The organism is Streptomyces agglomeratus (assembly GCF_001746415.1).
GTDB classification, from domain to species: domain Bacteria; phylum Actinomycetota; class Actinomycetes; order Streptomycetales; family Streptomycetaceae; genus Streptomyces; species Streptomyces agglomeratus.
This window is the reverse complement of the sequence record NZ_MEHJ01000001.1, coordinates 4,755,202-4,777,686: the sequence shown is the minus strand read 5'-3', so window position 1 is coordinate 4,777,686 and position 22,485 is coordinate 4,755,202. Positions and strand designations below refer to the sequence as shown.

Annotated in this window: 20 protein-coding genes; 9 read left to right on the top strand and 11 right to left on the bottom strand. The window is 71.0% G+C overall.

Going from position 1 to position 22,485, the window contains the following annotated elements; all coding sequences use genetic code 11:
• Positions 1-12: 12 nt before the first annotated feature.
• Together AS594_RS20820 and AS594_RS20815 are read right to left on the bottom strand one after the other, a co-directional pair.
• Positions 13-504 (bottom strand): ATP-binding protein, encoded by a 492-nt coding sequence (locus tag AS594_RS20820; RefSeq protein ID WP_069928476.1) that lies wholly within the window; start codon positions 502-504, stop codon positions 13-15.
• 196 nt (positions 505-700) lie between these two features.
• Positions 701-1,069, bottom strand: a complete 369-nt coding sequence (locus AS594_RS20815; RefSeq protein ID WP_069928475.1) for an STAS domain-containing protein — start codon at positions 1,067-1,069, stop codon at positions 701-703.
• Positions 1,070-1,308: 239 nt separating this feature from the next.
• On the opposite strand from AS594_RS20815, the gene AS594_RS20810 reads away from it, so the two are divergent.
• The gene (locus AS594_RS20810) at positions 1,309-2,256 is read left to right on the top strand and encodes an RNA polymerase sigma factor SigF (RefSeq protein ID WP_420877811.1); all 948 of its coding nucleotides are present in this window, start codon (positions 1,309-1,311) and stop codon (positions 2,254-2,256) included.
• A gap of 91 nt (positions 2,257-2,347) precedes the next feature.
• Here AS594_RS20810 and hutI read toward each other — a convergent pair whose 3' ends face one another.
• From hutI to hutU, 4 genes are all read right to left on the bottom strand, one after another.
• A complete protein-coding gene (hutI, locus tag AS594_RS20805; protein ID WP_069928474.1) occupies positions 2,348-3,541 on the bottom strand; it encodes an imidazolonepropionase in 1,194 nt (397 codons plus the stop codon).
• An 80-nt stretch (positions 3,542-3,621) separates the two neighbouring features.
• Complete coding sequence (locus AS594_RS20800; protein WP_069932374.1) at positions 3,622-4,956, bottom strand: formimidoylglutamate deiminase; 1,335 nt, start codon at positions 4,954-4,956, stop codon at positions 3,622-3,624.
• Positions 4,947-6,146 (bottom strand): allantoate amidohydrolase, encoded by a 1,200-nt coding sequence (locus AS594_RS20795; RefSeq protein WP_079148869.1) that lies wholly within the window; start codon positions 6,144-6,146, stop codon positions 4,947-4,949. The genes AS594_RS20800 and AS594_RS20795 overlap by 10 nt, the downstream gene beginning before the upstream one ends.
• Positions 6,147-6,262: 116 nt before the next feature.
• Complete coding sequence (hutU, locus tag AS594_RS20790; RefSeq protein WP_069928472.1) at positions 6,263-7,936, bottom strand: urocanate hydratase; 1,674 nt, start codon at positions 7,934-7,936, stop codon at positions 6,263-6,265.
• 287 nt (positions 7,937-8,223) lie between these two features.
• Between hutU and AS594_RS20785 the strand changes: the two genes are divergently transcribed.
• The 7 genes from AS594_RS20785 to AS594_RS20755 all read left to right on the top strand — a co-directional run bounded on the left by AS594_RS20785 (position 8,224) and on the right by AS594_RS20755 (position 14,177).
• A complete protein-coding gene (locus tag AS594_RS20785; protein ID WP_069930653.1) occupies positions 8,224-9,561 on the top strand; it encodes a type III PLP-dependent enzyme domain-containing protein in 1,338 nt (445 codons plus the stop codon).
• A 114-nt stretch (positions 9,562-9,675) separates the two neighbouring features.
• Complete coding sequence (locus AS594_RS20780) at positions 9,676-10,149, top strand: SRPBCC family protein (RefSeq protein ID WP_069928471.1); 474 nt, start codon at positions 9,676-9,678, stop codon at positions 10,147-10,149.
• Positions 10,150-10,419: 270 nt separating this feature from the next.
• Complete coding sequence (locus AS594_RS20775) at positions 10,420-11,826, top strand: APC family permease (RefSeq protein WP_069932375.1); 1,407 nt, start codon at positions 10,420-10,422, stop codon at positions 11,824-11,826.
• A 138-nt stretch (positions 11,827-11,964) separates the two neighbouring features.
• Positions 11,965-12,339, top strand: coding sequence for a hypothetical protein (locus tag AS594_RS20770; protein ID WP_069928469.1), 375 nt, complete (start codon positions 11,965-11,967; stop codon positions 12,337-12,339).
• A gap of 89 nt (positions 12,340-12,428) precedes the next feature.
• The gene (locus tag AS594_RS20765; protein WP_069928468.1) at positions 12,429-13,169 is read left to right on the top strand and encodes a hypothetical protein; all 741 of its coding nucleotides are present in this window, start codon (positions 12,429-12,431) and stop codon (positions 13,167-13,169) included.
• Positions 13,170-13,206: 37 nt separating this feature from the next.
• Positions 13,207-13,632, top strand: coding sequence for a roadblock/LC7 domain-containing protein (locus AS594_RS20760; protein ID WP_079144492.1), 426 nt, complete (start codon positions 13,207-13,209; stop codon positions 13,630-13,632).
• A 170-nt stretch (positions 13,633-13,802) separates the two neighbouring features.
• Positions 13,803-14,177 (top strand): hypothetical protein, encoded by a 375-nt coding sequence (locus tag AS594_RS20755; protein ID WP_069928466.1) that lies wholly within the window; start codon positions 13,803-13,805, stop codon positions 14,175-14,177.
• On the opposite strand, the gene AS594_RS20750 is transcribed toward AS594_RS20755, so the two are convergent.
• From AS594_RS20750 to AS594_RS20735, 4 genes are all read right to left on the bottom strand, one after another.
• Entirely contained in the window at positions 14,146-14,799 is a 654-nt protein-coding gene (locus tag AS594_RS20750; RefSeq protein WP_420877810.1) for a hypothetical protein, read from the bottom strand. The two genes, AS594_RS20755 and AS594_RS20750, sit on opposite strands and share 32 nt — an antisense overlap.
• Before the next feature lie 248 nt (positions 14,800-15,047).
• Positions 15,048-15,884: a MurR/RpiR family transcriptional regulator gene (locus AS594_RS20745; protein ID WP_069928464.1), complete on the bottom strand. Its 837-nt coding sequence runs from the start codon at positions 15,882-15,884 to the stop codon at positions 15,048-15,050.
• Positions 15,885-16,014: 130 nt separating this feature from the next.
• Positions 16,015-18,657: a glycoside hydrolase family 95 protein gene (locus tag AS594_RS41185; RefSeq protein WP_079148718.1), complete on the bottom strand. Its 2,643-nt coding sequence runs from the start codon at positions 18,655-18,657 to the stop codon at positions 16,015-16,017.
• Between the two features lie 829 nt (positions 18,658-19,486).
• Positions 19,487-20,125, bottom strand: coding sequence for a LysE family translocator (locus tag AS594_RS20735; RefSeq protein ID WP_069928462.1), 639 nt, complete (start codon positions 20,123-20,125; stop codon positions 19,487-19,489).
• Positions 20,126-20,312: 187 nt separating this feature from the next.
• Between AS594_RS20735 and AS594_RS20730 the strand changes: the two genes are divergently transcribed.
• A complete protein-coding gene (locus AS594_RS20730; protein WP_069928461.1) occupies positions 20,313-20,729 on the top strand; it encodes a hypothetical protein in 417 nt (138 codons plus the stop codon).
• A gap of 325 nt (positions 20,730-21,054) precedes the next feature.
• On the opposite strand, the gene AS594_RS20725 is transcribed toward AS594_RS20730, so the two are convergent.
• Positions 21,055-22,449, bottom strand: a complete 1,395-nt coding sequence (locus tag AS594_RS20725; protein WP_069928460.1) for a cystathionine beta-synthase — start codon at positions 22,447-22,449, stop codon at positions 21,055-21,057.
• Between the last annotated feature and the right edge of the window lie 36 nt (positions 22,450-22,485).

Below are 22,485 nucleotides of genomic sequence, written 5' to 3'. Positions count from 1 at the left end.
TGGCGCAGGACACTAGGCGGGAGCGGCCAGTTCCGCCCAGACCGTCTTGCCGCCGGACTCCGAGATCCGCTCGACCCCCCAGTCCAGACACAGGCGCTGCACGATGAACATGCCGTGCCCGCCGGGCCGCCCGGCGCGGTGCGGCGTGCGCGGGGCCGGCTGGCCCGTACCGCGGTCGACGACCTCCAGGCGCAGCACCTTGCCGTCGCAGGCGACGCGGAGCTCTTCGGGCCCCTCGGCGTGCAGGCAGGCGTTGGTGACCAGCTCGGAGACGACCAGCAGGACGTCCTCGGCGGCGGCCCGCCGGTCGGCGGACGAAGCGGGGAGCCAGCCCCAGTCGTACAGCGCCTGGCGGGTGAAGTCGCGAGCGAGCGGCACGATGCCGCTGGCACTGCTCAGCGCCAGGGAACGCGCCTGGCCGGCGGCGGACACGGCGGAGGCCGAGCCGTGGCCGGGAGACTCCGGGCCGGAGTCTCCCGGCCGAGGCTGCCGGGTGGTGCTCATCAGCGCTTCACCTCACCGATTCGCCAATTCATCAAATTTATCGCTGCAAGGACAACGGGGGCATTCCGAGCCCCCTGGGGCCGACAGGGTCAGAGACCTCCTGCCCGACCGAACGGTGAGAACACCCACTTTTTCGGTACGGATGCGTGACGCGGGTAACTGAACCGGTCACGAGGAGGTGCCAATGGGACGGAAGTCACTCTTCCATCGCGTCTTCGAGTGACTCGTGGATCGTGAAGACCGCCTCGGCCCCGGTGATCTCGAAGACTCTCGCCACCACCGGCTGCATCGCGGCCAGGTGCACCGCGCCCCCGGCCGCTTCCGCCTTCAGGCGGGCGCCGAGGAGCACGTTGAGCCCCGTGGAATCGCAGAAATCGAGCGCCGAGCAGTCAATGACCAACCGCGCACGCCCCGCTTCGAGGGCATTCTCCAGAGGCTCACGGAGCAGCTCGGCGGTGTGGTGATCGAGCTCACCCGCCGGCGTGACAATCTCGCTCTGGCCCTCGGTCCGAACTGCGACCCGGAGCCGACCCCGGTTCGCGCTGCCGACCGTCCCGCGCTCCATGTCCGTCTCGTCCCTCTTCGCAGTGGTGCCTGTCATTGACGTGCCAGAACACTACGCCTTCTGTGCGCCGATCGGTAGCCGAAGACCCCTGCAAGTACCGTCAATTTGGACATAAGGGACTTGCAAGTGCCGGTCCGGAGCGGGTAGGGCTAGTAAGGACACAACCAACACGACCGGCTTTGGAGGCGCCGCACATCGCACGCAGACGTATCGGCATCGGCAGCCATATGCCGAGAACGATGGAGGAGACCATGTCACCCCGGCTCGACGAACCGCGAACGCGCCCTGTGCAGCAGACCGCGCCGTCGACACCCCTGCCCGCCCTGGCCACCCTGCCCGAGCAGAACCAGACCAAACCGGAGGAACTCGACGGCCTTGAGGGCCTTGAGGGCCTTCCCGAGATTCCGCCGTACGACGAGGTGGGGGCGCTCGACGCCCGGGCCCTGTCGAAGACGCTCTTCGCGCGCCTGGAGACTCTCGAAGAGGGCACGCACGAGTACGCGTACGTTCGCAACACGCTCGTCGAACTGAACCTGGCCCTGGTCAAGTTCGCCGCTTCCCGGTTCCGCTCCCGCAGCGAACCGATGGAGGACATCATCCAGGTCGGCACCATCGGCCTGATCAAGTCGATCGACCGCTTCGAGCTCAGCAGAGGCGTCGAGTTCCCCACCTTCGCGATGCCGACCATCGTCGGCGAGATCAAGCGCTTCTTCCGTGACACGTCCTGGTCGGTCCGCGTCCCGCGCCGCCTCCAGGAACTGCGCCTGGACCTCGCGAAGGCAGGTGACGAGCTCGCCCAGCAGCTCGACCGCGCCCCGACGGTGGGCGAGCTCGCGAAGCGTCTCGACCTCACCAACGAGGAGGTCGTCGAGGGCATGGCCGCGAGCAACGCGTACACCGCGAGCTCGCTGGACGCCCAGCCCGAGGAGGACGACTCCGAGGGCGCGCTCGCCGACCGGATCGGCTACGAGGACCACGGCCTCGAAGGCATCGAGTACGTCGAGTCCCTGAAGCCGCTCATCGCCGAACTCCCCGCGCGGGACCGGAAGATCCTGTCACTGCGTTTCGTCGCGAACATGACGCAGTCGGAGATCGGCGACGAGCTCGGCATCTCGCAGATGCACGTGTCACGGCTGCTGTCGCGCACGCTGAACAAGCTGCGCAAGGGCCTGACCGTGGAGGAGTGACACCTCGGCGCTCTGTGAAGAGTGTGCGGAGTATGAGTGAGGGTCTGCCCCAGGCGCTATCCGGGGCAGACCCTCCTTCACTTCCCGGCGCCTACCCCGCGTGACCCGTCGTACGCACACCCCTTCGCCACACTTCGGACACGAGCGGGACTCCGGGGCGGTAGGCGAGGTGTACGTGGGACGGGGCGTCCAGCAGCACCAGGTCGGCGCGGGCGCCGGGCGTGACGCGGCCGATGTCCGTACGGCGCAGGGCCGCCGCGCCGCCCGCCGTGGCCGACCAGACGGCCTCGTCCGGGGTCATCCCCATGTCGCGCACGGCGAGTGCCACGCAGAACGGCATGGAACTGGTGAAGGACGAGCCCGGATTGCAGTCCGTGGACAGCGCGACGGTCGCGCCCGCGTCGAGGAGCCTGCGGGCGTCCGGCCAGGCGGCGCGGGTGGAGAACTCGGCGCCTGGGAGCAGCGTGGCGACGGTACGGCTGTTCGCGAGGGCGTCCACGTCCGCGTCCGTGAGGTGCGTGCAGTGGTCGGCGCTCGCCGCGTCGAGTTCGGCGGCGAGCTGGACGCCGGGGCCGTGGCTGAGCTGGTTGGCGTGGATGCGCGGGTGCAGGCCCTTGGCCTTGCCGGCGGTGAGGATGGCGCGGGCCTGGTCGCCGTCGAAGGCCCCCTTCTCGCAGAAGACGTCGATCCAGCGGGCGTGGGGTGCGCAGGCGTCGAGCATCTCGCCGGTGACGAGTTCGACGTACGCCGCCGGGTCGTCGGCGTAGTCGGGCGACACGATGTGCGCGCCGAGGTAGGTGACCTCGTCGGTGTGGCGTGCGGCGATGCGCAGGGCGCGGGCCTCGTCGTGGGTGGTCAGGCCGTAGCCCGACTTGGTCTCGAACGTGGTCGTCCCCTGGCGCAGGGCCTCGCGCAGGTAGCGGGTGACGTTCGCTTCGAGCGCCTCGTCGGTCGCGGCGCGGGTGGCGGCGACGGTGGTGCGGATGCCGCCGGCGGAGTAGGCGCGGCCCGACATGCGGGCGTTGAACTCCTGGGTGCGGTCGCCGGCGAACACGAGGTGCGAGTGCGAGTCGACGAAACCGGGGATCGCCGCACGGCCCCGCGCGTCGTACACGCTGTCGGCGGAGGGCGCGTCGGCGGCCCGGCCGGTCCAGGCGATGCGGTCGCCGTCGATGACGACGGCGGCGTCCTGGACGAGGCCGAGGGGCCCGGTGCCGGTGCTTTCGGCCCGGGCGGGGTCGTTGGTGACGAGGCTGCCGATGTTGGTGACGAGGGTGGTGCTCACGGGTTCCTTTCGGGGTCCTCTCGGGGTGCGGTGCCGTGCGCGGGCAGAGGAACAGGCCCGCGCGGGCGCGGGCGGGCGCTTTACCTGTAGACGGCGGCGATCGCTGTGGCCATGGCCCGGGGGACGTCCTCGATCATGGTGTGGACGCCGTCACGGACGATGTGGCGGCCCGCCACGACCATGTGGCGCACGTCGCACGCCGACGCCGCGAACACCGCCGTCTCACCGCCCAGCCGAGGAAGCGGTCCGGCCGTTCTCACCGAGTCCAGCGCGATGGTCGTGAGGTCCGCCAGCGCCCCGGCCTCGATCGACCCCGCGTCGCGCCAGCCCAGCGCCTCGTGCCCGTCGGCGGACGCGGCGCGGAGCAGGGAGGCCGCCGTCCAGTGGCCCCGCGTCCGCGAGCGCAGGCGTTCGTTAAGCTCCATCGCCCGCGCCTCCTCCATCATGTCGATCACCGCGTGGCTGTCACTGCCCAGCGAGAGCGTGGACCCCGCCTTTTGCAGACGCGTGGCCGGCCCGATGCCGTCGGCCAGGTCGCGTTCCGTCGTGGGGCACATGCAGGTACCGGTGGAGGTGGAGCCGAGGAGGGCGATGTCCTCGTCCGTCAGGTGGGTGTTGTGTACGCCCGTCGTACGCGGCCCCAGGACCCCGTGGTCCGCCAGGAGCCGCGTCGGCGTGCACCCGTGCGTGGCCAGGCACGCGTCGTTCTCGGCGGTCTGCTCGGAGAGGTGGACGTGCAGCGGCGTCACGCGGGCCTGCGCCCACGCCGCGACCGTCGCCAGCTGGTCGGCCGGGACGGCCCGTACCGAGTGGATGGCCGCCCCGATCCGCGCGTGGTCGCGGTCCTTCAGCAGCGACGCCCGCTCCGCCCACGCTTCGGCCGTGCCGTCCGAGAAGCGCTGCTGCTGGCGGTTGGGCGGCGTGCCGAAGCCCGACGCGAGGTACGCCGTGTCCAGCAGCGTGATGCGGATGCCGGCCTCGGCGGCGGCCGCGATGAGGGCCTCCCCCATCTCGTTGGGCTCGGCGTAGGGCGTGCCGCCCGGCGCGTGGTGCAGGTAGTGGAACTCCCCCACCGCGCTGACCCCGGCCATCGCCATCTCGGCGTACACCGCCTTGGCCAGGTCGAAGTACGTCTCGGGCGTCAGCCGGGAGGCGACGCTGTACATCACCTCCCGCCACGTCCAGAACGTGCCCGAGCCGACCTGCACCGTCGAGCGCAGCGCCCGGTGGAAGGCGTGGGAGTGGGCGTTGGCGAAGCCCGGCAGCGTCAGGCCCCGCAGGACCGTGGCGCCGGGCGGCGGGGTGGGGACGTCCTTGCGTACGGCCGTGATGCGGCCGTCGGTCACGTCCAGGGCCACGCCCGGCTCGACGAAGGTGTCGAGCCAGGCGTGCTCCAGCCAGTAGGTCACGTGCACGCGAGCCCCTCCAGTACGTCGGCGAGTGCGATGACCCCCGCGACGCAGTCGTCCTCGGCGGCGTACTCGGCCGGAGAGTGCGAGATACCCGTGGGGTTCCGTACGAACAGCATGGCGGTCGGGACCGAAGCGGACAAAATACCCGCGTCGTGTCCCGCGCCGGTGCCGAGGACCGGAACGTCGCCGCGATCGCCGTGCAGGAGTTTGGCCAGCTCGTCGCGCAGGGCGTGCTCGAACTCCACCACCGGGGTGAAGGACTCCTGCGTGATGCGCAGGTCGATGCCCGAGCGGGTGGCGCTCTCGCGTGCCGCCTGCTCGATGCCGGCGATGACCTGATCGAGAGTTGCCTGGTCAGCGGCGCGCGAGTCGAGCCAGCCGCGTACCAGGGAGGGGATCGCGTTGACGCCGTTCGGCTCGACGGACACCTTGGCGAAGGTGGCGAGGGCCCCGGCGAGCCGTGCCTCGCGGCGGGCCGCGACGACGGTCTCGGCGTACGTCAGCATCGGATCGCGGCGGTCCTCCAGGCGAGTGGTGCCCGCGTGGTTCGCCTCGCCGTGGAAGTCGAACCGCCAGCGGCCGTGCGGCCAGATGGCGGACGCGATGCCGACGGCGTCACCGGAGACGTCCAGCGCGCGGCCCTGTTCCACGTGCAGCTCGACGAACGCGCCGATACGGGCCAGGCGCTCCGGGTCCGGTCCCATGGCGGACGGGTCGTATCCGGCCGCCTCCATGGCCCGGGGGAGGCTGACGCCGTCCCCGTCCCGGAGCTCGTGGGCCTTGGCGACCGTGAGCTGACCGGCCGCCAGGCGGGAGCCCACACAGGCCAGGCCGAAGCGGGCGCCCTCCTCGTCGCCGAAGTTGGTCACGGCCAGCGGCTTGCTGAACTCCACTCCCCTGCGGCGGAGTTCGTCGAGCGCGGCGAAGGAGGACACGACGCCGAGCGGGCCGTCGAAGGCGCCGCCGTCCGGGACCGAGTCGAGGTGCGACCCGGTGACGACCGCGTCCCCGGCCAGCGGGTCGCCCTGCCAGGCCCACTGGTTGCCGTTGCGGTCCAGTTCGTACGTCAGGCCGCGCGACTCGGCCTGGGCCTTGAACCAGGCGCGGCAGTCCTGGTCGGCGGCCGTCCACGCGTAGCGGCGGTAGCCGCCGGAACCGGCGTCGCGCCCGATCGGCTTCAGGTCCGCCCACATCTCGTGGAAGGACGTTGCCGGGCCGGCAGTGGGCACGTGCGACGGACCGCCGGCGGACGCGGGCGGCAGGCCGCCGGCGGACGGGTGCGGCGGCCCGCCGGTGGCCGCGCCGGAGGTCACTCGCCCTCCCGCATCGGGATCCGTACGCCCTGCTCGTCCGCCGTCTTCTCCGCGATGTCGTAGCCCGCGTCGACGTGACGGATGACGCCCATGCCCGGGTCGTTCGTCAGTACGCGCCGGATCTTCTCGCCCGCGAGCTTCGTGCCGTCGGCCACCGACACCTGGCCCGCGTGGATCGAACGGCCCATGCCGACGCCGCCGCCGTGGTGGATGGAGACCCAGGACGCGCCGGACGCCACGTTGACCATCGCGTTCAGCAGCGGCCAGTCGGCGATCGCGTCGGAGCCGTCGAGCATGGCCTCGGTCTCGCGGTACGGGGACGCCACCGAGCCGCAGTCGAGGTGGTCGCGGCCGATCGCGAGCGGGGCCGCGAGGGTGCCGTCGGCGACCATGTCGTTGAACAGGGCGCCAGCCTTGTCCCGCTCGCCCTGGCCGAGCCAGCAGATGCGGGCCGGCAGGCCCTGGAAGTGGACGCGCTCGCCGGCCATCTTGATCCAGCGGTGGAGGGACGCGTTCTGAATGGAGTCGTCCGCCGGGAAGAGGTCGAGCAGCGCCTTGTCGGTCTTGTGGATGTCCGACGCCTCGCCGGACAGCGCCGCCCAGCGGAACGGGCCCCTGCCCTCGCAGAACAACGGACGGATGTACGCCGGGACGAAGCCGGGGAAGTCGAAGGCGCGCGCGTACCCGGCCAGCTGGGCCTCGCCGCGGATCGAGTTGCCGTAGTCGAAGACCTCGGCGCCCGCGTCCATGAAGCCGACCATCGCCTCGACGTGCTTGGCCATGGACTCGCGGGCGCGCAGCGTGAAGTCGGCGGGCTTCTCGGCGGCGTACGACGCCATGTCGTCGAACTCGACACCGATGGGGAGGTACGCGAGCGGGTCGTGGGCGCTGGTCTGGTCGGTGACGATGTCGATGGGCGCGCCCTCGGCGAGCATGCGCGGAAGCAGCTCTGCCGCGTTGCCGAGGAGGCCGATGGACAGCGGCCTGCGGGCGTCACGGGCCTCGACGGCGAGCTGGAGGGCGTGCTCCAGGCTGTTGGCCTTCACGTCGAGGTAGCGGTGCTCGATGCGGCGCTCGATGGCGCGCGGGTCGACGTCGATACAGATGGCGACGCCGTCGTTCATGGTCACGGCGAGGGGCTGGGCGCCGCCCATGCCGCCGAGGCCGGCGGTGAGGGTGATGGTGCCGGCGAGGGTGCCGTTGAACTTCTTCGCGGCGACGGCCGCGAAGGTCTCGTACGTGCCCTGGAGGATGCCCTGGGTGCCGATGTAGATCCACGACCCGGCGGTCATCTGGCCGTACATGGTCAGGCCGAGCGCCTCCAGGCGGCGGAACTCCTCCCAGTTCGCCCAGTCGCCGACCAGGTTGGAGTTGGCGATGAGGACGCGCGGGGCCCACTCGTGGGTCTGCATGACGCCGACCGGACGCCCGGACTGGACGAGCATCGTCTCGTCCTGCTTCAGGGTCTTGAGGGTGCGCACCATGGCATCGAACGAGCGCCAGTCCCGGGCCGCCTTGCCCGTGCCTCCGTAGACGACGAGCTTGTCCGGGTGCTCGGCGACCTCGGGGTCGAGGTTGTTCTGGAGCATGCGCAGGGCGGCTTCCTGCTGCCATCCCAGGGCGCTCAGCTCCGTACCGCGCGGCGCCCGTACGGGTCGGGGTCCTGACATGGTGTGCCTCCTCGCGAGTGACTGCTTGTGATGATCACTGCTGTTGCATTGCTGTCTATTCACATCCTGACCAGATGAATAGAGCTAGTCAATACGTACGGCCGCCTGCGGATGGTCCGAGCGGGTGGTTGGCTGGAACACATGCCTTCCGAACGAGCCCGGACATGAGCCCGGACGACCCGCGCCCGGAGACGGGTCCGGAGACGAGCGTCGGCATGGGACCCGGTGCGGGAACCGGTGCGGGAACCGACCGGGGTCCCGGCGCGCGTCCCGGCCTGGTCCCGGACATGGGACCCGGGCCGAGCGCCCCCGAGCGCCGGGCGCACGCCGTGCGCGCCGCCGTCGAGCAGGGCATCGTCGGCCCCGACGTGCCCCTCGTCGGCCTCCTCGACGTCACCGGCATCCGTGCCTCGGCCGCCGCCCTGCGCGCCGCGTTCGACCAGGTCACCCCGCCCGGCACGCCGGTCCTGCACGCCTTCGCCGTCAAGGCGACCCCGCTGGTCCCGGTCCTGCGGCTGCTGTACGAGCACGGCGGCATCGGCGCCGAGGTGGCGAGTCCCGGCGAGCTGGCGCTGGCCCGCACCGCCGGCGTACGCCCGGCGCACACTGTTCTGGACTCCCCGGCCAAGACCCCCGCCGAGCTGCGCGAGGCCCTCGCCCTCGGCATCGCGGTCAACGCCGACAACCCCCAGGAACTCGCCCGCATCGACGCCCTGGTCTCTTCGGCCCCCACCAGCTCGCCCATCGGCCTGCGCGTCAACGCCCAGATCGGCGGCGGCTCCATCGGCGCGCTCTCCACCGCCACCGCGACCTCGAAGTTCGGCGTGGCGCTGCGCGACCCCGGCGCCCGTGAATGGGTCGTACGCGCCTGCCTGGACCGGCCGTGGCTGACCCGGCTGCACACGCACTCCGGTTCGCAGGGCCTGCCCCTGGAACTGATGGCCCGGGGCGTGGCGGCGGCGTACGAACTCGCCGAGGAGATCAACGCGGCGGTGGGCCGGCGGCAGATCGACACCGTCGACATCGGCGGCGGCCTGCCCGTCAACTTCACCTCCGACTCCGAGACCCCGTCGTACGCCGACTACGCCCGCCTCCTCAAGCAGCACGTCCCCGGCCTGCTCGACGGGCGGTACGGCCTGGTCACCGAGTTCGGCCGTTCGCTGCTCGCCAAGCACGGCACGGTCCTCGCGCGCGTCGAGTACGCGAAGACCTCCGGCGACCGGCCGATCGCCATCACCCACGCGGGCGTCCAGATCGCCACGCGGACCGTGTACGCCCCCGAGTCCTGGCCGCTGCGCATCGCGGCGTACGACGCGAAGGGCCTGCCGAAGCCCGGCCCGCCCGTCGCACAGGACGTGGCGGGCCCCGCGTGCTTCGCGGGCGACCTGCTCGCCGAGAACCGGCTGCTGCCGCCGCTCGACCAGGGCGACTACGCGGCGGTGCTGGACACCGGCGCGTACTACATGGCCGCGCACTACGCCTACAACAGCCTTGCGAGGGCGGGGATCCACGGCTTCACGGCCGGCCCCGGCGGCGTCCGGTTCAGCGTCGTACGGCCACCGCAGACCGTCGACGAGATCGTCGCCGAGTCGGGCGGCGCGCACGCGGACGCCCTGCTGGCGTGATCGGCGTCGACGCCACGCCCGCCACAGGGGGCCGCCCCCTTCGGTCCGTCCGGGGGCGTTCCGTCCGGGGGCCGTCCGGGGGCGGTTGTCGGACCCGGCTGCTTCCATGGGTTCATGGCGAACAAGAGCGTGGCCGTCGAGCGGCGGATCCGGGCCGACGCGGACCGGGTCTGGCAGGCAATGACCGATCTGGAAGACATGCCGCGAGTGCTGAGCGGCGTGGACGAGGTGGAGGTCCTGGAGCGGTCACCGGCCGGCCCGTTCGGCGTCGGCACGCGCTGGCGGGAGACCCGGCGGATGCTGGGCAAACAGGCGACCGAGGAGATGTACGTGACGGCGAGCGAGCCGCCGGTGCGCTATGTGGTGGAGGCCGACTCGCACGGCGCGCATTACGTTTCGGAGTTCGTCCTGCGCGCCGAAGGGCCCGGCGTGACGGCCGTCCGGATGACGTTCACCGCCGTCCCGCCCTCGGGAGCCGCCGGGCTGCTGGCCAAGGTGCTGGGGGGGCTGGGCGCGCGAGCGGTGAGGAAGGCGATCGCCAAGGACCTGGACGACGTCGCGGCCGCCGTGGAGCAGGCGCGCGGCTGACCGGAGGAGGGGCGGGGCGCGACTCGGGGACGGGGCGGAGTGCCGGGAGGAGTGCGGGAAGGACGGGGAGGCGTACGGGGGAGGGTGCACCGGCCTGCGTACGGGCCCTCGTGCGTGCGTACCGGCCCTCGTACGGGCCTGCGCACCGGCCTGCGTGGATCGTGCGTACGGGCCTGCGTACGGGCCCCTGTTGGCGGTGGGCGGCCGCGTGGGCATCACTCGCGTGTCGCCGGGCAGAAAATCCCCCACACCGACATCGGGGGAGGTCCCATGACCAGCACGTCCGAAGCGCCGGGAGCAGCCGGGGAACCCGCAGGCGCCGGAGGACCGGGAGCTGCCGGAGAACCCGGAGCCGCCAACGGCACACCGCTCAAGCGGGCCCTCGGACCCAAGCTGCTGATCCTGTTCGTGATCGGCGACATCCTGGGCACCGGCATCTACGCCACCACCGGCAAAGTGGCGGGGAAGGTCGGCGGCGCGCTGTGGCTTCCGTTCGCGATCGGCTTCGTCGTGGCGCTGCTGACAGCGGCGTCGTACGTCGAGCTGGTCGGCAAGTATCCGAAGGCCGCCGGCGCCGCGCTCTACACGCAGAGGGCCTTCAAGGTCCCGTTCCTCACGTTCATCATCGCCTTCATGGTGATGTGCTCGGGCCTGTCGTCCGCCAGCGCGGCCGCCCGTGCCTTCAGCGGTGACTACCTGGCCGAGTTCACGGACGCCGTGCCGCCGACGCTCGTCGCGATCCTGTTCGTCGTCGCGCTCGCCGCGCTCAATCTGCGCGGGGTCTCGGAGTCCGTGAAGACCAACGTCGTGCTGACGCTCGTCGAACTGACCGGTCTGGCGATCATCCTCGCGATCGGTGCGTACGCCGTCTTCACGGGCGGCGGCGAACCCGCGCGGCTCGGCGAGTTCCAGGCGTCCGGCACCGGTTACGCCCTCCTCACGAGCGTGCTCGGCGCCACGGCGCTCGGCTTCTTCGCCTTCGTCGGTTTCGAGGACTCCGTCAACATGGCCGAGGAGACGAAGGACCCGGAGCGCACCTTCCCGAAGGCGATCTTCATCGGCGTCGCCGTCACCGGAACCGTCTACGTCCTGGTCGCCCTGGTCTCGTCCCTGCTCGTCGACTACACGACGCTGCGGGATTCGAGCGGGCCGCTGCTCGAAGTCGTGAAGGCGGGCGGCGTCGACTTCCCGCCCAAACTCTTCGCCCTCATCGCGCTGTTCGCGGTCACCAACTCCGCGCTGATCAACATCATGATGGCTTCGCGGCTCTGTTACGGGATGGCCAACGAACGCATCCTGCCGCGCGCCATGGGCCGGGTCCTGTCCGGCCGCCGCACGCCCGTCGTCGGCATCGTGTTCGTGTCGCTGCTCGCGATCGGCCTGGTGGCGACCGGCGAGATCGAGGGACTGGGCGACACGACGGCGTTCCTCCTGCTGTGCGTGTTCGCCGTGGTCAACATCGCCGTGCTGGTGCTCCGCAAGGACCGGGTGGCGCACCGTCATTTCCGTACACCGACGGCCCTGCCCGTACTCGGCGCGATCACCGCGCTCGTCCTCGCCAGCCCGCTGGCCGACCGGCCGGCGGACGTGTACATCCGCGCGGGCGTACTACTTCTGATCGGAATCGGTCTCTGGGCGATCAATAAAGCAGTAATGAGGGCACGAAACGAAAGCTAGCTGGCATGTGCACGTGGGAAATGCCGGAACCACCTGCCCGCCGACCTCTCTTTACGTAATCTCCTCGTCACTACCACTGCCACGGGACGTGTGTCCGGCAGTCCGCATCCATGTACCACGCCGGAAGGGGGGTTCCGTATGCCCGGAATCGACGAATGTCTGCGCGCGGCGATGGAGCTGCCCGGTGCACTCGGAGCCTCCCTGGTGGACTGGACGAGCGGGCTCGCGCTCGGCACGGAAGGGCAGTCGCCGAACGGCGACCACGAGACCACGGCGGCGGAGACCGCGGAACTGGCCCGGATGGCGGCCGAGCAGCGGGCGTTCTCCCCCAACGGGCTGCCCGTCGAGGACGTCATCATCACCACGCCGAGCGGCTACCACCTGCTGCGTTTCGTCGAGACCGCGTTCGACAGCAGCGTCTTCATGCACCTGTGGCTCGACCGCGAGCAAGGCAATCTGGCCCTGGCCCGATTACGCCTGAGCGCCCTGGCCGAGCAGCTGGTACTGGGGTGACTGGGGTGGGGGCGGAAAGCAGGGCAGGGGCCGGGGAACCGGCAGGCGTCGGTAACCCGGCGGGTGCCGGTACCGCGACCGTGTCGCCGATGCTCGTACGACTGGCCGCCGAGCGTGCCACCGGCGCCCTGCTGCGGGACCACGGGACGCTCTACCTCGTCGAGGGCCAGATCGTGCACGCCGAGAGCCCGGCCGCGCCCGGCATCGACGTACTGCTCACCTCGACCGGGCGGCTGCCCGCCGAGCACTGGCAGGAGGCCGTCGACCGGGCGGGCACCCGGGGCCGGGTCGGGCGCTTCCTGGTCGACAGCGGGCGGCTGGCCGGCGGCGAGCTGGAACTGTGCCACCTGAGCGCGCTGTTCGACGCCGCCTACTTCACGCTCGCCCCCGGCAGCGGCCCGACCCGTTTCCGGTACGGGGCGGCCCACTGGCTGGGCCGCATACGCCCGGTCTCCGCCGCGGTGGTCGAGCGGGAGTCGCGCCGGCGCAGGCAACTGCTGGACGAGCTCTGGCCGTACCCGGACACCGACACGGCGCCCGTCGTACGCCGCGCCGCCCCCTCGGGGCAGCCGGTCACCCGAAGACAGCGCGCCGTCCTCGATCTGGCGGACGGGGAACGCACCCCGGGGGACATCGCCCGGGCCCTGGGCCGGCCCGCCTTCCACACGCTCATCGACGTACGCAGGCTCGCGGCGGCCGGGACGGTCGCCACGCCACGCGACAGCCCGGCGCCCGCGCCGCCCGTGCCCGCCTGGGTCGCGCAGGTCGCCGACGACCCGGACACCGCCCTGCTGCGCCGGCTCCGCGACGCCCTGGAGGCACATCTGTGATGCACCGGACCGTTGGCGCGGCCCTCTCCCCCCCCTCATGAGGCGCGCCCTGAGACGTCGCGCGGAAAGGAAGAAGCTGATGGCCACCCAACCCGAAGTCCTCGACGAGCTGCGGCAGTTGAGGGCCCGGGTACCCCAGCTGACCGGAGCGCTGGCGGCGAGTGTCGACGGGCTCGTACTCGCCCAGGACACCACGACCGTGGAGCCCGAGGGGATCGCGGCGCTCACCGCTGCGGCACTCGGCGTCTCCGTCCGGCTGGCGGACGCCACCGGTCAGGGCGCCTTCCGCGAGCTGCTCGTACGCGGCGACCACGGCTATGTGGCCACCTACGCGGCGGGAACGTCCGCCGTCCTCACCCTCCTCGCCGAGCCGCGCATCAACGTCGGCCGGCTCCACCTGGAAGCCCGCCGGGCCAGTGTCCGCATCGGCGCCCTGGTCGACAGCTCCCGGGAGAACGCATGACCGCAACCGAACCCACGACAGCGGCAGCCCCCACCAGAACCCCAACCAGAGCCACCGCCGCCGCAACCAGAGCCACAGCCACAACCACAACCCCCACCAGAGCCACAGCCACAGCCACAGCCACAGCCACAGCCAGAAAAACCACCAGACGAAAAGGAAGTGCGACGCTCATGCCCAACACCGAAACCGCGCTCAAGGAAGCGATGACCAGCATTGAGGGGACCCTCGGTGTCGCACTGGTCGACTACACCAGCGGCATGGCCCTCGGCACCCTCGGCGGCAGCAAGGACCTCGACCTGACGGTGGCCGCAGCGGGCAACACCGACGTGGTGCGCGCGAAGGTGCGCACCATGGAACACCTGGGCCTCAAGGACGAGATCGAGGACATCCTGATCACCCTGGGCGGCCAGTACCACCTGATCCGGCTCCTCAAGGGTCGCGGCACCAGCGGGATGTTCCTCTACCTGGCGCTGGACAAGGCGCGGGCCAATCTCGCGATGGCCCGCCACCAGCTCAAGAGGATCGAGGCCGAACTCGATTTGTGACGACCGGTGCTGCCGCCACCGGGCGACGCCGCGCGCCGCCCGGCGCGGCGTCGCCCGCCGCGATCCCGGTGGTGCGGTACGTCGTGATCCGCTTGCCGGCGGGCCCGCTTCCCAGCCAGTCGGTACGTACCCACAGCAGGGTCTCTTCGCGGCGTTCCCTGGCGCCGAGCCACACCGCCTTCAGCCACAGACCGGCGCCCGCGCCCGCCATCAGCAGTCCTCCCGCTCCCGGCAGGACAAAGGCGGTGCCCAGGGCGGCGAGGAAGGCCCCGGCCACCCACCAGCGGCGGCTGCGGCGCCAGGCCCGTGCGGTCACCGACCGGTCCTGGAGGAAGTCACGGCGGCCGGCGCGGGTCGCCGCCGTGGCCAGTTCGGTGTAACGGCCCCGGCGGGCGAACGCGGTGGCGGCGGCCGCGACCACGAAGAGAGCGGCTCCGGCCAGGAGGCCGATCCTGCGCCCCGTGAGACCGGGGACGAACGCTCCGATCCCGGCGGCCGTCAGCCCCAGCCACCACAACGGAGCCGCCGCGGCCCGTACGACCACCGCCACCCGCGCCAATGACTGTGCCTGCGCCTGCGCCTGCGCCCTGGTTCTCGCTCTCGCCTGCTCTCCGCGCGCCACGACCGCCCCTTCTCTGCCGGCTCCGACTGTTTCCCGTACTGCGTGCAGTGTTGCCACTGTCTCCAGTGTTTCCAGTCGGGGAGGGTAACGCCGGATTCTGAGCAGCACGTGAAAAACCGCCGAGAACGCGCGAGGGGGCGGGGCGGACCGGCCTGTCCACGACCGGCTCTGGCCTGAAGCGCGGACGGTTGCTCGACGAACAGGCCGCGCGCCGACGGCTACTCGACGACAGGCCGCGCCCCAGACTGCTACTCGACGAACAGGCCGCGCGCCGCCGCCTTCGTGTCGAACTCCTCCAGCCGCGCCTGGGCGTCCGGCAGGTCGTCGCACATCGCTTCCAGCAGCACCCGCCCCAGCAGCATCGGCGCACACGCCGTGTCGAACGCGAGGCCCGTGCCGACCGCCGCCGGGATCAGCAGGTCGCTGTGGGCCGCCACCGGCGCGAAGGCGGAGTCGGCGACCGTCACCACCGTCAGGCCCTGCTCCCGCGCGTACGCCAGCGCGTCCACGACCTCACGCGGGTGGCGCGGCAGCGCGAAGCACAGGAGCGCGGTCGCACCCGCGCGGCGGGCACCGTCGATCCGGTCGGTGAGCATCGAGCCGCTCTCGTCGAGGAGGCGTACGTCGGGGTGCACCTTCGCGGCGAAGTAGGCGAAGCCGCGCGCCTGCGACGACGCGGCGCGCAGGCCGAGCACGGGCAGCGGACGGGAGGCGGCGAGGATGCGCCCCGCTTCCTCGACTGGGCCGGGATCTGCGAGCAGCTGGGAGAGGTGCTTGAGGTTCTCGATCTCGGCCTGGACCGCCTGCTGGTACTCGTTGTACTCGTCCTCGCCGCGCAAGGGCTCGGTGGGCGCGACGTCGCGCAGGTGCTTGCGCAGAGCCGGGTAGCCGTCGAAGCCGAGCGCGACCGCGAAGCGCGTGACGGACGGCTGGCTGACGCCGGCCAGCTCGGCCAGCTCGACGCTCGACAGAAACGGCACATCGGCGGCCTTGCGCACCATGCAGTGCGCGATACGCCGCTGGGTGGGCGTGAGCCGATGCCCGTCGAAGAGCTGCTGCAACCGTGCGGCAGGGCTGTCGCTCATGCCATCCCCCTCAGAGTTCTTGCGTACATCATCCGCGAGCAAACGGCATCTATTCAGACACCAACAACTCTGCATGACCATATACAGCCGCGGCAAGCGTCGGCCCGGCGATCAAGCATCGGCCCCGCGATCACCACGAGGACGTGGTGACGATCCGGTAGTGCTCGCCGGGGCGGGTGGGCAGGGTGAGGGTGCCGTCGGTGAGGGTGTGGTCGGCGGGCTCCCTGTCGTCGCGTACGACGCGGAACGGACCCGGGCGCGGACCCGCGAAGAGGGGACTGCGCAGCCTGGCCGTCACTCCACTGCCCGAGTGAAGCCGGATCTCCGTCGCGGCGCCCTGCCTCCAGTCCACCCCGACGGTGAAGTCGCCGCGGGCGCGAAGTCCGTCGTACGAACCCCGCTCGGCCCAGACGGAAGGCAGGGCGGGCAGCAGATCGACCAGGACCTCTCCGGCCGGACCGGCACCCGAGCCCGGAGCCGAGCCCGCACCCGCACCCGCACCCGCGACGCTGGCAGTGGCAGTGGCAGTGGCACCGGCGTGACGTCCCGAGCGGGAGTGGCTCTGGAGCAGCATCTCGGCGATACCGGACGTCGCCCCGAAGTTGCCGTCGATCTGGAACGGCGGGTGGGTGTCCCAGAGGTTCGGCAGTGTGGAGCACTTCAGCTGCTCGGCGAGCATCCGGGCGGCGTGGTCTCCGTCCCGCAGGCGCGCCCAGAAGTTCACCTTCCATGCCTTCGACCACCCGGTGCCGCCGTCGCCGCGCGCCGTGAGCGACACGCGCGCGGCGTCGGCGTACGCGGTACCTGCCTCGATCCGGCGCCCCGGGTGCAGGGCGAAGAGGTGGGAAGCGTGCCGGTGGGTGTCGGTGCGGCTGTCGATGTCGGCCTTCCACTCCTGGAGCTGTCCCCACGATCCGATGCGCAGCCCCGGGTCGAGGGCGGCGAGAGCACCGAGGATCTCCGCACGGAAGTCGTCGTCCGTGCCGAGGGCTTCACTCGCCTCGGCGGTGTTCGCGAGCAGGTCGTGCACGATCTGCTGCGGCATGGAGGCGCCTGCGGTGAAGTCGCCGTGCTCGGGCGAGTAGCTGGGTGAAACGACCAGCTTGCCGTCGCGCGGGTCGGTGTGGAGATTGGCCAGCCAGAACTGGGCGGCCTCCTTCATGACGGGATACGCCGTGTCGCGCAGAAATGCCTTGTCCCGGCCGAAGAGGTAGCGCTCGTAGAGCTGCTGCACGAGCCAGCCGTTGGCCTCCGGCATCCAGAAGGCGGTGGGCCAGTCGTGTACGCCGGTGTAACCGAAGGGGTTGGTGTTCTGATGCACCACCCACCCGGCCGCCGTACCGAACATCGAGTGGGCGGTGCGGCGTCCGGGTACGCGCAGGCGGTCGATGAAGTCGTGGTACGGCTCGGCGGTCTCGGGGAGGTTCGTGAGCTCGGCGGGCCAGTAGTTCATCTGGATGTTGATGTTGGTGTGGTAGTCGCCGCACCAGGGTGGCGTGTCGGAGTCGTTCCACACACCTTGGAGGTTGGCGGGGAGCGAGCCCGGACGTGAGGACGCGATGAGCAGGTACCGCCCGTACGCGAAGTAGAGCGCTTCCAGCGCACGGTCGGCGGGTGACGCGCCACGGCCTGTGTAGGAGCGGAGCAACTGGTCGGTCGGTACGTCGGGAACGGGGACGCCATCCGCATCCGTCACCGCGTGCTGTCCGATGTCCAGGCGTACGCGGTCGAACAGTGCGCGGTGGTCCGCGACATGGGCCCGCCGCAGGTCGCTGTACGTCTGCCCGGCGGCCCGGTCGACGGCGGCGGTGACGCGTGCGTGCGGGTCGTCGCCCCGGTAGCCGTGGCCGGGGCGGTCGCCGGCGTAGTCCGTTCCGGCGGAGAGCACGAACATGGCGCTGTCGGCGCCGGTGACGACGATACGGCTGCCGCTGTCGTTACTGCTGCTGCCGCTGTCTTCGCTGCTGCTGCCGCCGCCGCTGGCGTTGTCGCTGCGGTCAGCGCTGGTGCTGCGGTCAGCGCTGTTGCTGTCGGCGTGGGTGTCGGTACGGGTCCCGCCGGTGATGAGGACCTGCACCTGTGCCTCGTACTTCAGCCCGTTGTCGGCCAGCGCGCCACGGATGAGGAGCCGGCCGTCCTTGACGGTGACCGAGGTCCCGGCCTGCGCACTTCTGAAACTGAGCGTGAAGGACACCTTGCCGGGCCGGTCGGCGGACACCCGCCCGACGATGACGTTGCCGGGGTGGCTGGCGAAGTACTCGCGGGTGCAGCGGGTCTCGCCGTCGCTGTACGAGACGGTGGCGACGGCATCGGCGATGTCGAGGGCGCGACGGTAGGCGCCGGGTGTGCGGGGCGCTTCGGGCGCATCAGGAACGTGGGGCGCATCGGGTACGTCGAGGAAGAGGTCGCCGAGGTTCTGGTAGTTGCCGAAGCCGGGGACTGCCCCGACGGTCGCGTACGCCGGATTCCCCAGCCGCCGGGACACTTCACCGGGCTCCATCGACCCCTGCCGGTCGATGATCCTCTGCACGTCGGCTATCGCTCCGGGACGCGGTTCGGGCCAGTCACCGTGGTCGTAGCCCTCCGCGCTGCCGGGGCCTCCGGTCCACAAGGACTTCTCGTTCAGCTGGAGCTGTTCCCGCCCCACACCGCCGAAGACCATGGCGCCCATGGCGCCGTTACCGATGGGCAGCGCTTCGCGCTCCCACCCGGTCGCGGGCTTGTCGTACCGGAGGAGGGCGGGCCCGGACTCGCGGGTGGACCTACGGGACAACGAACCCACTCCTCGGCCGACAGCAGTACGAGAGATCGGACGACCCGCGTGCTGAACGTGCTGAACGTGTCGACGTGCTGAACCTGTTGTACGTGTTGAACGTGTTGAACGTAGGAGTGAAGTGGCAGTTGAGGCAATGGCTGGACGGCAGCCGGCGAGAGGTCAAGGCCACTCGGCGACGGCGCGCGGCGGCAAGCGGGCGGGCGGGGCGGGGGCGGGGGCGCTGGGTACCCCGGGGCGTTGGTTGCTTCTGGCGTGGGGGCCGCCTTGACCAAGGCTGGCGTCGGAGGCCCGGCCCTCAAGGGCGCTCCTGCGTCGCGTCGCCTGCGGCGATTGCGCTTCGCTCCACCCTTGACCGCCGAACCTCCGCCGCAATGCTTAAGGGGGGCGGCCCCCGGGGGAGCCCACGGGAACGGCTCGGGAAGTGGCCGCGCACTCGTTGCCGGGCGGCGGATGAGTGGGTGGGACGCGGCAGCTTCCGGGGGCGGCTCGGCCCCCTGGCTCAGCGACTGCGGCAACGGCCGCTGGTGCGACATCCCCAAACCGAACGCACACGCACACCCGGGCCGGTGGACGGCTGAAGCACCCTGGCGACCTGCGAGCTGCAACGTCTGCGGGTGGGACGCGCCAGTTGCATGGGGTGACTCGGGCCGGCTCGGCGTCCACCCCGGCCGGCGGTCGGCCGGGCCACAAGCCCGGTGCCGGCGTGAGTGGGAATGAGTACCCGGCAGTAGACGAACATCACGAGCCGTTATGTATCTTTTTGATGCATTTGGGCGGGCAAGGCGCTCGCCAAGTGGCGGGTTCGTCCCACTCCAGAGCTCGGGGGCTAGTCCTTGCGACCTGTCGCCGCCACTGTGACGCCGAGACCGATCATCGTCAGCCCGCCGACCCCTCCGATCACGGCGAGCCGCTGCGGGGAGCGGGCGAACCAGCTCCGCGTGGTGGCCGCCACCAATCCCCACACACTGTCGGACGCCACCGCGATGACGTTGAAGACCAAGCCGAGCACCAGCATTTGAAGCGGTACGTGCCCCTGGCTTCGGTCGACGAACTGAGGCAGTACGGCAGCGAAGAACACGATGGTTTTGGGGTTGGCCACGCCGACGGCGAACCCCTCCCACAGCGTGCGCAGGCCGCCGGACGCGGCACCGTCACCCGTCAGCGAAGCGTGCAACGCCCCACGCTGCCGCACCGCTTTTACGCCGAGGTACACCAAGTACGCGGCGCCCACGAGCTTGAGCGCCGTGAAGGCGAGTACCGAGCGCTCCACCACGGACCCGACGCCGAGCGCCACCGCCACGACGAGCACATACGCTCCGAGCGTGTTCCCCACGACCGTGGTCAGCGCGGCTCGGCGCCCCTGCGCCAGCGCCCTGCCGATCACGAACAGCACACTGGGGCCGGGAATGACGATCAGCAGGAATGACATGGCCGCGAATCCCAGCAGCCGGTCGGTGGACACCATGCGGACATGTAACCCGGAGGCCACCCCCGCCCGCATCCCCTTTCCGCGCGTGAGCGCCAAGACGGTCACCGCGACGAACCCGGCACATGACGCGCGTCGGTCGCACCCCCAGCCCCCTGTGCGGTCGGCGAGAAAGGGGGGTTAGCCCCACTGCGGCAGCGTGGCCCCGCTCCGTAGCGTGGGCGCCATGGAAGCCCGCGATCCTGAGCTGAAGAAGGAACTCGACGCCACCTTGCACGCGCGCAAGGAGCTCGGGGACGACTACGAGTCCGCGCTCGTCGAGTCGTTCCTGGAGAAGGTCGAGCAGCGTCTCGACGGTACGGTCGACCGCCGCGTCCGGCGCCAGCTCGCCGAGCAGCAGATGGTCGTCGCCAGAGGCAGCGCCAAGCCGCCGCACAACCAGTCGAGCTTCGGCGAGCGGTTCGGTTTCGGCGCGGTCTCCCTCGTCCTCGCCATCCCGCTCTCGGCGATCGGGGTGGCCAACGCGGGCCTCAAGGGCCTGATCGTCGCCTGGCTCGGCATCGTCGGCGTCAACGCCGTCCACGCGGCACACGGCATGCCCTGGTTGCGGGGCAAGCGCGAGAAGGCCCACTGGGACGACTGACCGAGAGCAAGCCGTAAAAAATATCGCGGGGACCGCCGCACCCCCGGTTGCCCGGGGGGCGGGACGACGGCGGTCCCCGCGAGGGACGTGATCCGGGTTCAGGACCGGCCTCGCGTCCAGGCGTCCATGGAGGTCCGGGAGCCGCTCCGGTTGTCCTTGACGCCGACAACGACCAATGTGTCGCACGCATGTTAAGCCGGTGCTGCGCGAACGTGTCGCCCCCGTACCACTTTTGCGAAGCCCCGGAGCCCCGAAGCCTCGGAGCCCCGGAGCCCCGGAGCAGCGAGGCCGCGAACCCGCAGCCCCGCCGCCGCCTCGGCCCTGCCTACACCTGCGGCTTCGCCAGGAACGCCAGCAGGTCCTGCCTGCTCACCACGCCCGTCGGCTTCCCCTCGACCAGCACAATCGCCGCGTCGTGCTGCCCCTTGCTGCCCAGTACGGCCATCAGGTCCTCCACCGGCTCTCCCGACCCGACCTGCGGCAGCGGCGCGCTCATGTGCTTCTCCAGCCGGTCTCCCAGCTGTGCACGCTGGGCGAACAGGGCGTCCAGCAGCTCGCGTTCGACGACCGAGCCGATGACCTCCGCCGCCATGACGTCCGGGTGTCCCGCGCCCGGCTTCACGATCGGCATCTGCGAGACGCCGTACTCACGCAGTACGTCGATCGCCTCGCCGACGGTCTCCTCCGGGTGCATGTGCACCAGCTTCGGGATGTCGCCCTCCTTGTGCTGAAGGACGTCACCGACGCTCGCGTGGGTACCCGACTCCTCCAGGAAGCCGTAGTCCGCCATCCACTCGTCGTTGAAGATCTTGCTGAGGTAGCCGCGGCCGCTGTCCGGCAGCAGCACGACCACGACGTCGTCCGGGCCGAGGCGCTCCGCGACGCGCAGCGCGCCGACGACCGCCATGCCGCAGGAGCCGCCGACCAGGAGGCCCTCCTCCTTGGCGAGGCGGCGCGTCATCTGGAACGAGTCCTTGTCCGACACCGCGACGATCTCGTCCGTCACGGTCGCGTCGTACGCCGACGGCCAGAAGTCCTCACCGACACCCTCGACCAGGTACGGCCGGCCCGAACCACCCGAGTACACCGAACCCTCGGGGTCCGCGCCGATGATCTTGACCTTCCCGTCGCTGACCTCCTTCAGGTAGCGGCCGGTACCGGAGATCGTGCCGCCGGTGCCGACACCCGCGACGAAGTGGGTGATCTTCCCGTCCGTCTGCGTCCACAGTTCGGGACCGGTCGTCTCGTAGTGCGAGCGCGGGTTGTTCGGGTTGCTGTACTGGTCCGGCTTCCAGGCACCCGGCGTCTCGGCGACCAGGCGGTCGGAGACGTTGTAGTACGAGTCCGGGTGCTCGGGGTCGACGGCCGTGGGGCACACGACGACCTCGGCGCCGTACGCGCGCAGCACATTGATCTTGTCCGTCGAGACCTTGTCGGGGCAGACGAAGATGCACTTGTAGCCCTTTTGCTGAGCCACGATGGCGAGGCCGACACCGGTGTTGCCGGACGTCGGTTCGACGATCGTGCCGCCGGGCTTGAGCGCGCCGCTCTCCTCCGCCGCCTCGATCATGCGCAGGGCGATCCGGTCCTTCACGGATCCGCCGGGATTGAAGTACTCGACCTTGGCCAGGACTGTTGCCTGGATTCCGGCCGTCACGCTGCCAAGCCTCACAAGCGGGGTGTTGCCGACGAGGGTGATCATCGAGTCGTGAAATTGCACGATGCGCTCCGGGGTCTCCGTGGTGGTATGCGGCCC

Excerpts from the sequence above, each read along its gene's own strand:
- AS594_RS20820 (WP_069928476.1), bottom strand. The coding sequence starts at position 504 with ATGAGCACCACCCGGCAGCCTCGGCCGGGAGACTCCGGCCCGGAGTCT.
- AS594_RS20815 (WP_069928475.1), bottom strand. The coding sequence starts at position 1,069 with ATGGAGCGCGGGACGGTCGGCAGCGCGAACCGGGGTCGGCTCCGGGTC.
- AS594_RS20810 (WP_420877811.1), top strand. The coding sequence starts at position 1,309 with ATGGAGGAGACCATGTCACCCCGGCTCGACGAACCGCGAACGCGCCCT.
- AS594_RS20795 (WP_079148869.1), bottom strand. The coding sequence starts at position 6,146 with ATGTGGGCGGACCTGAAGCCGATCGGGCGCGACGCCGGTTCCGGCGGC.
- hutU (WP_069928472.1), bottom strand. The coding sequence starts at position 7,936 with ATGTCAGGACCCCGACCCGTACGGGCGCCGCGCGGTACGGAGCTGAGC.
- AS594_RS20785 (WP_069930653.1), top strand. The coding sequence starts at position 8,224 with ATGGGACCCGGGCCGAGCGCCCCCGAGCGCCGGGCGCACGCCGTGCGC.
- AS594_RS20780 (WP_069928471.1), top strand. The coding sequence starts at position 9,676 with ATGGCGAACAAGAGCGTGGCCGTCGAGCGGCGGATCCGGGCCGACGCG.
- AS594_RS20775 (WP_069932375.1), top strand. The coding sequence starts at position 10,420 with ATGACCAGCACGTCCGAAGCGCCGGGAGCAGCCGGGGAACCCGCAGGC.
- AS594_RS20770 (WP_069928469.1), top strand. The coding sequence starts at position 11,965 with ATGCCCGGAATCGACGAATGTCTGCGCGCGGCGATGGAGCTGCCCGGT.
- AS594_RS20765 (WP_069928468.1), top strand. The coding sequence starts at position 12,429 with ATGCTCGTACGACTGGCCGCCGAGCGTGCCACCGGCGCCCTGCTGCGG.
- AS594_RS20760 (WP_079144492.1), top strand. The coding sequence starts at position 13,207 with ATGAGGCGCGCCCTGAGACGTCGCGCGGAAAGGAAGAAGCTGATGGCC.
- AS594_RS20755 (WP_069928466.1), top strand. The coding sequence starts at position 13,803 with ATGCCCAACACCGAAACCGCGCTCAAGGAAGCGATGACCAGCATTGAG.
- AS594_RS20745 (WP_069928464.1), bottom strand. The coding sequence starts at position 15,884 with ATGAGCGACAGCCCTGCCGCACGGTTGCAGCAGCTCTTCGACGGGCAT.
- AS594_RS20735 (WP_069928462.1), bottom strand. The coding sequence starts at position 20,125 with ATGGTGTCCACCGACCGGCTGCTGGGATTCGCGGCCATGTCATTCCTG.
- AS594_RS20730 (WP_069928461.1), top strand. The coding sequence starts at position 20,313 with ATGGAAGCCCGCGATCCTGAGCTGAAGAAGGAACTCGACGCCACCTTG.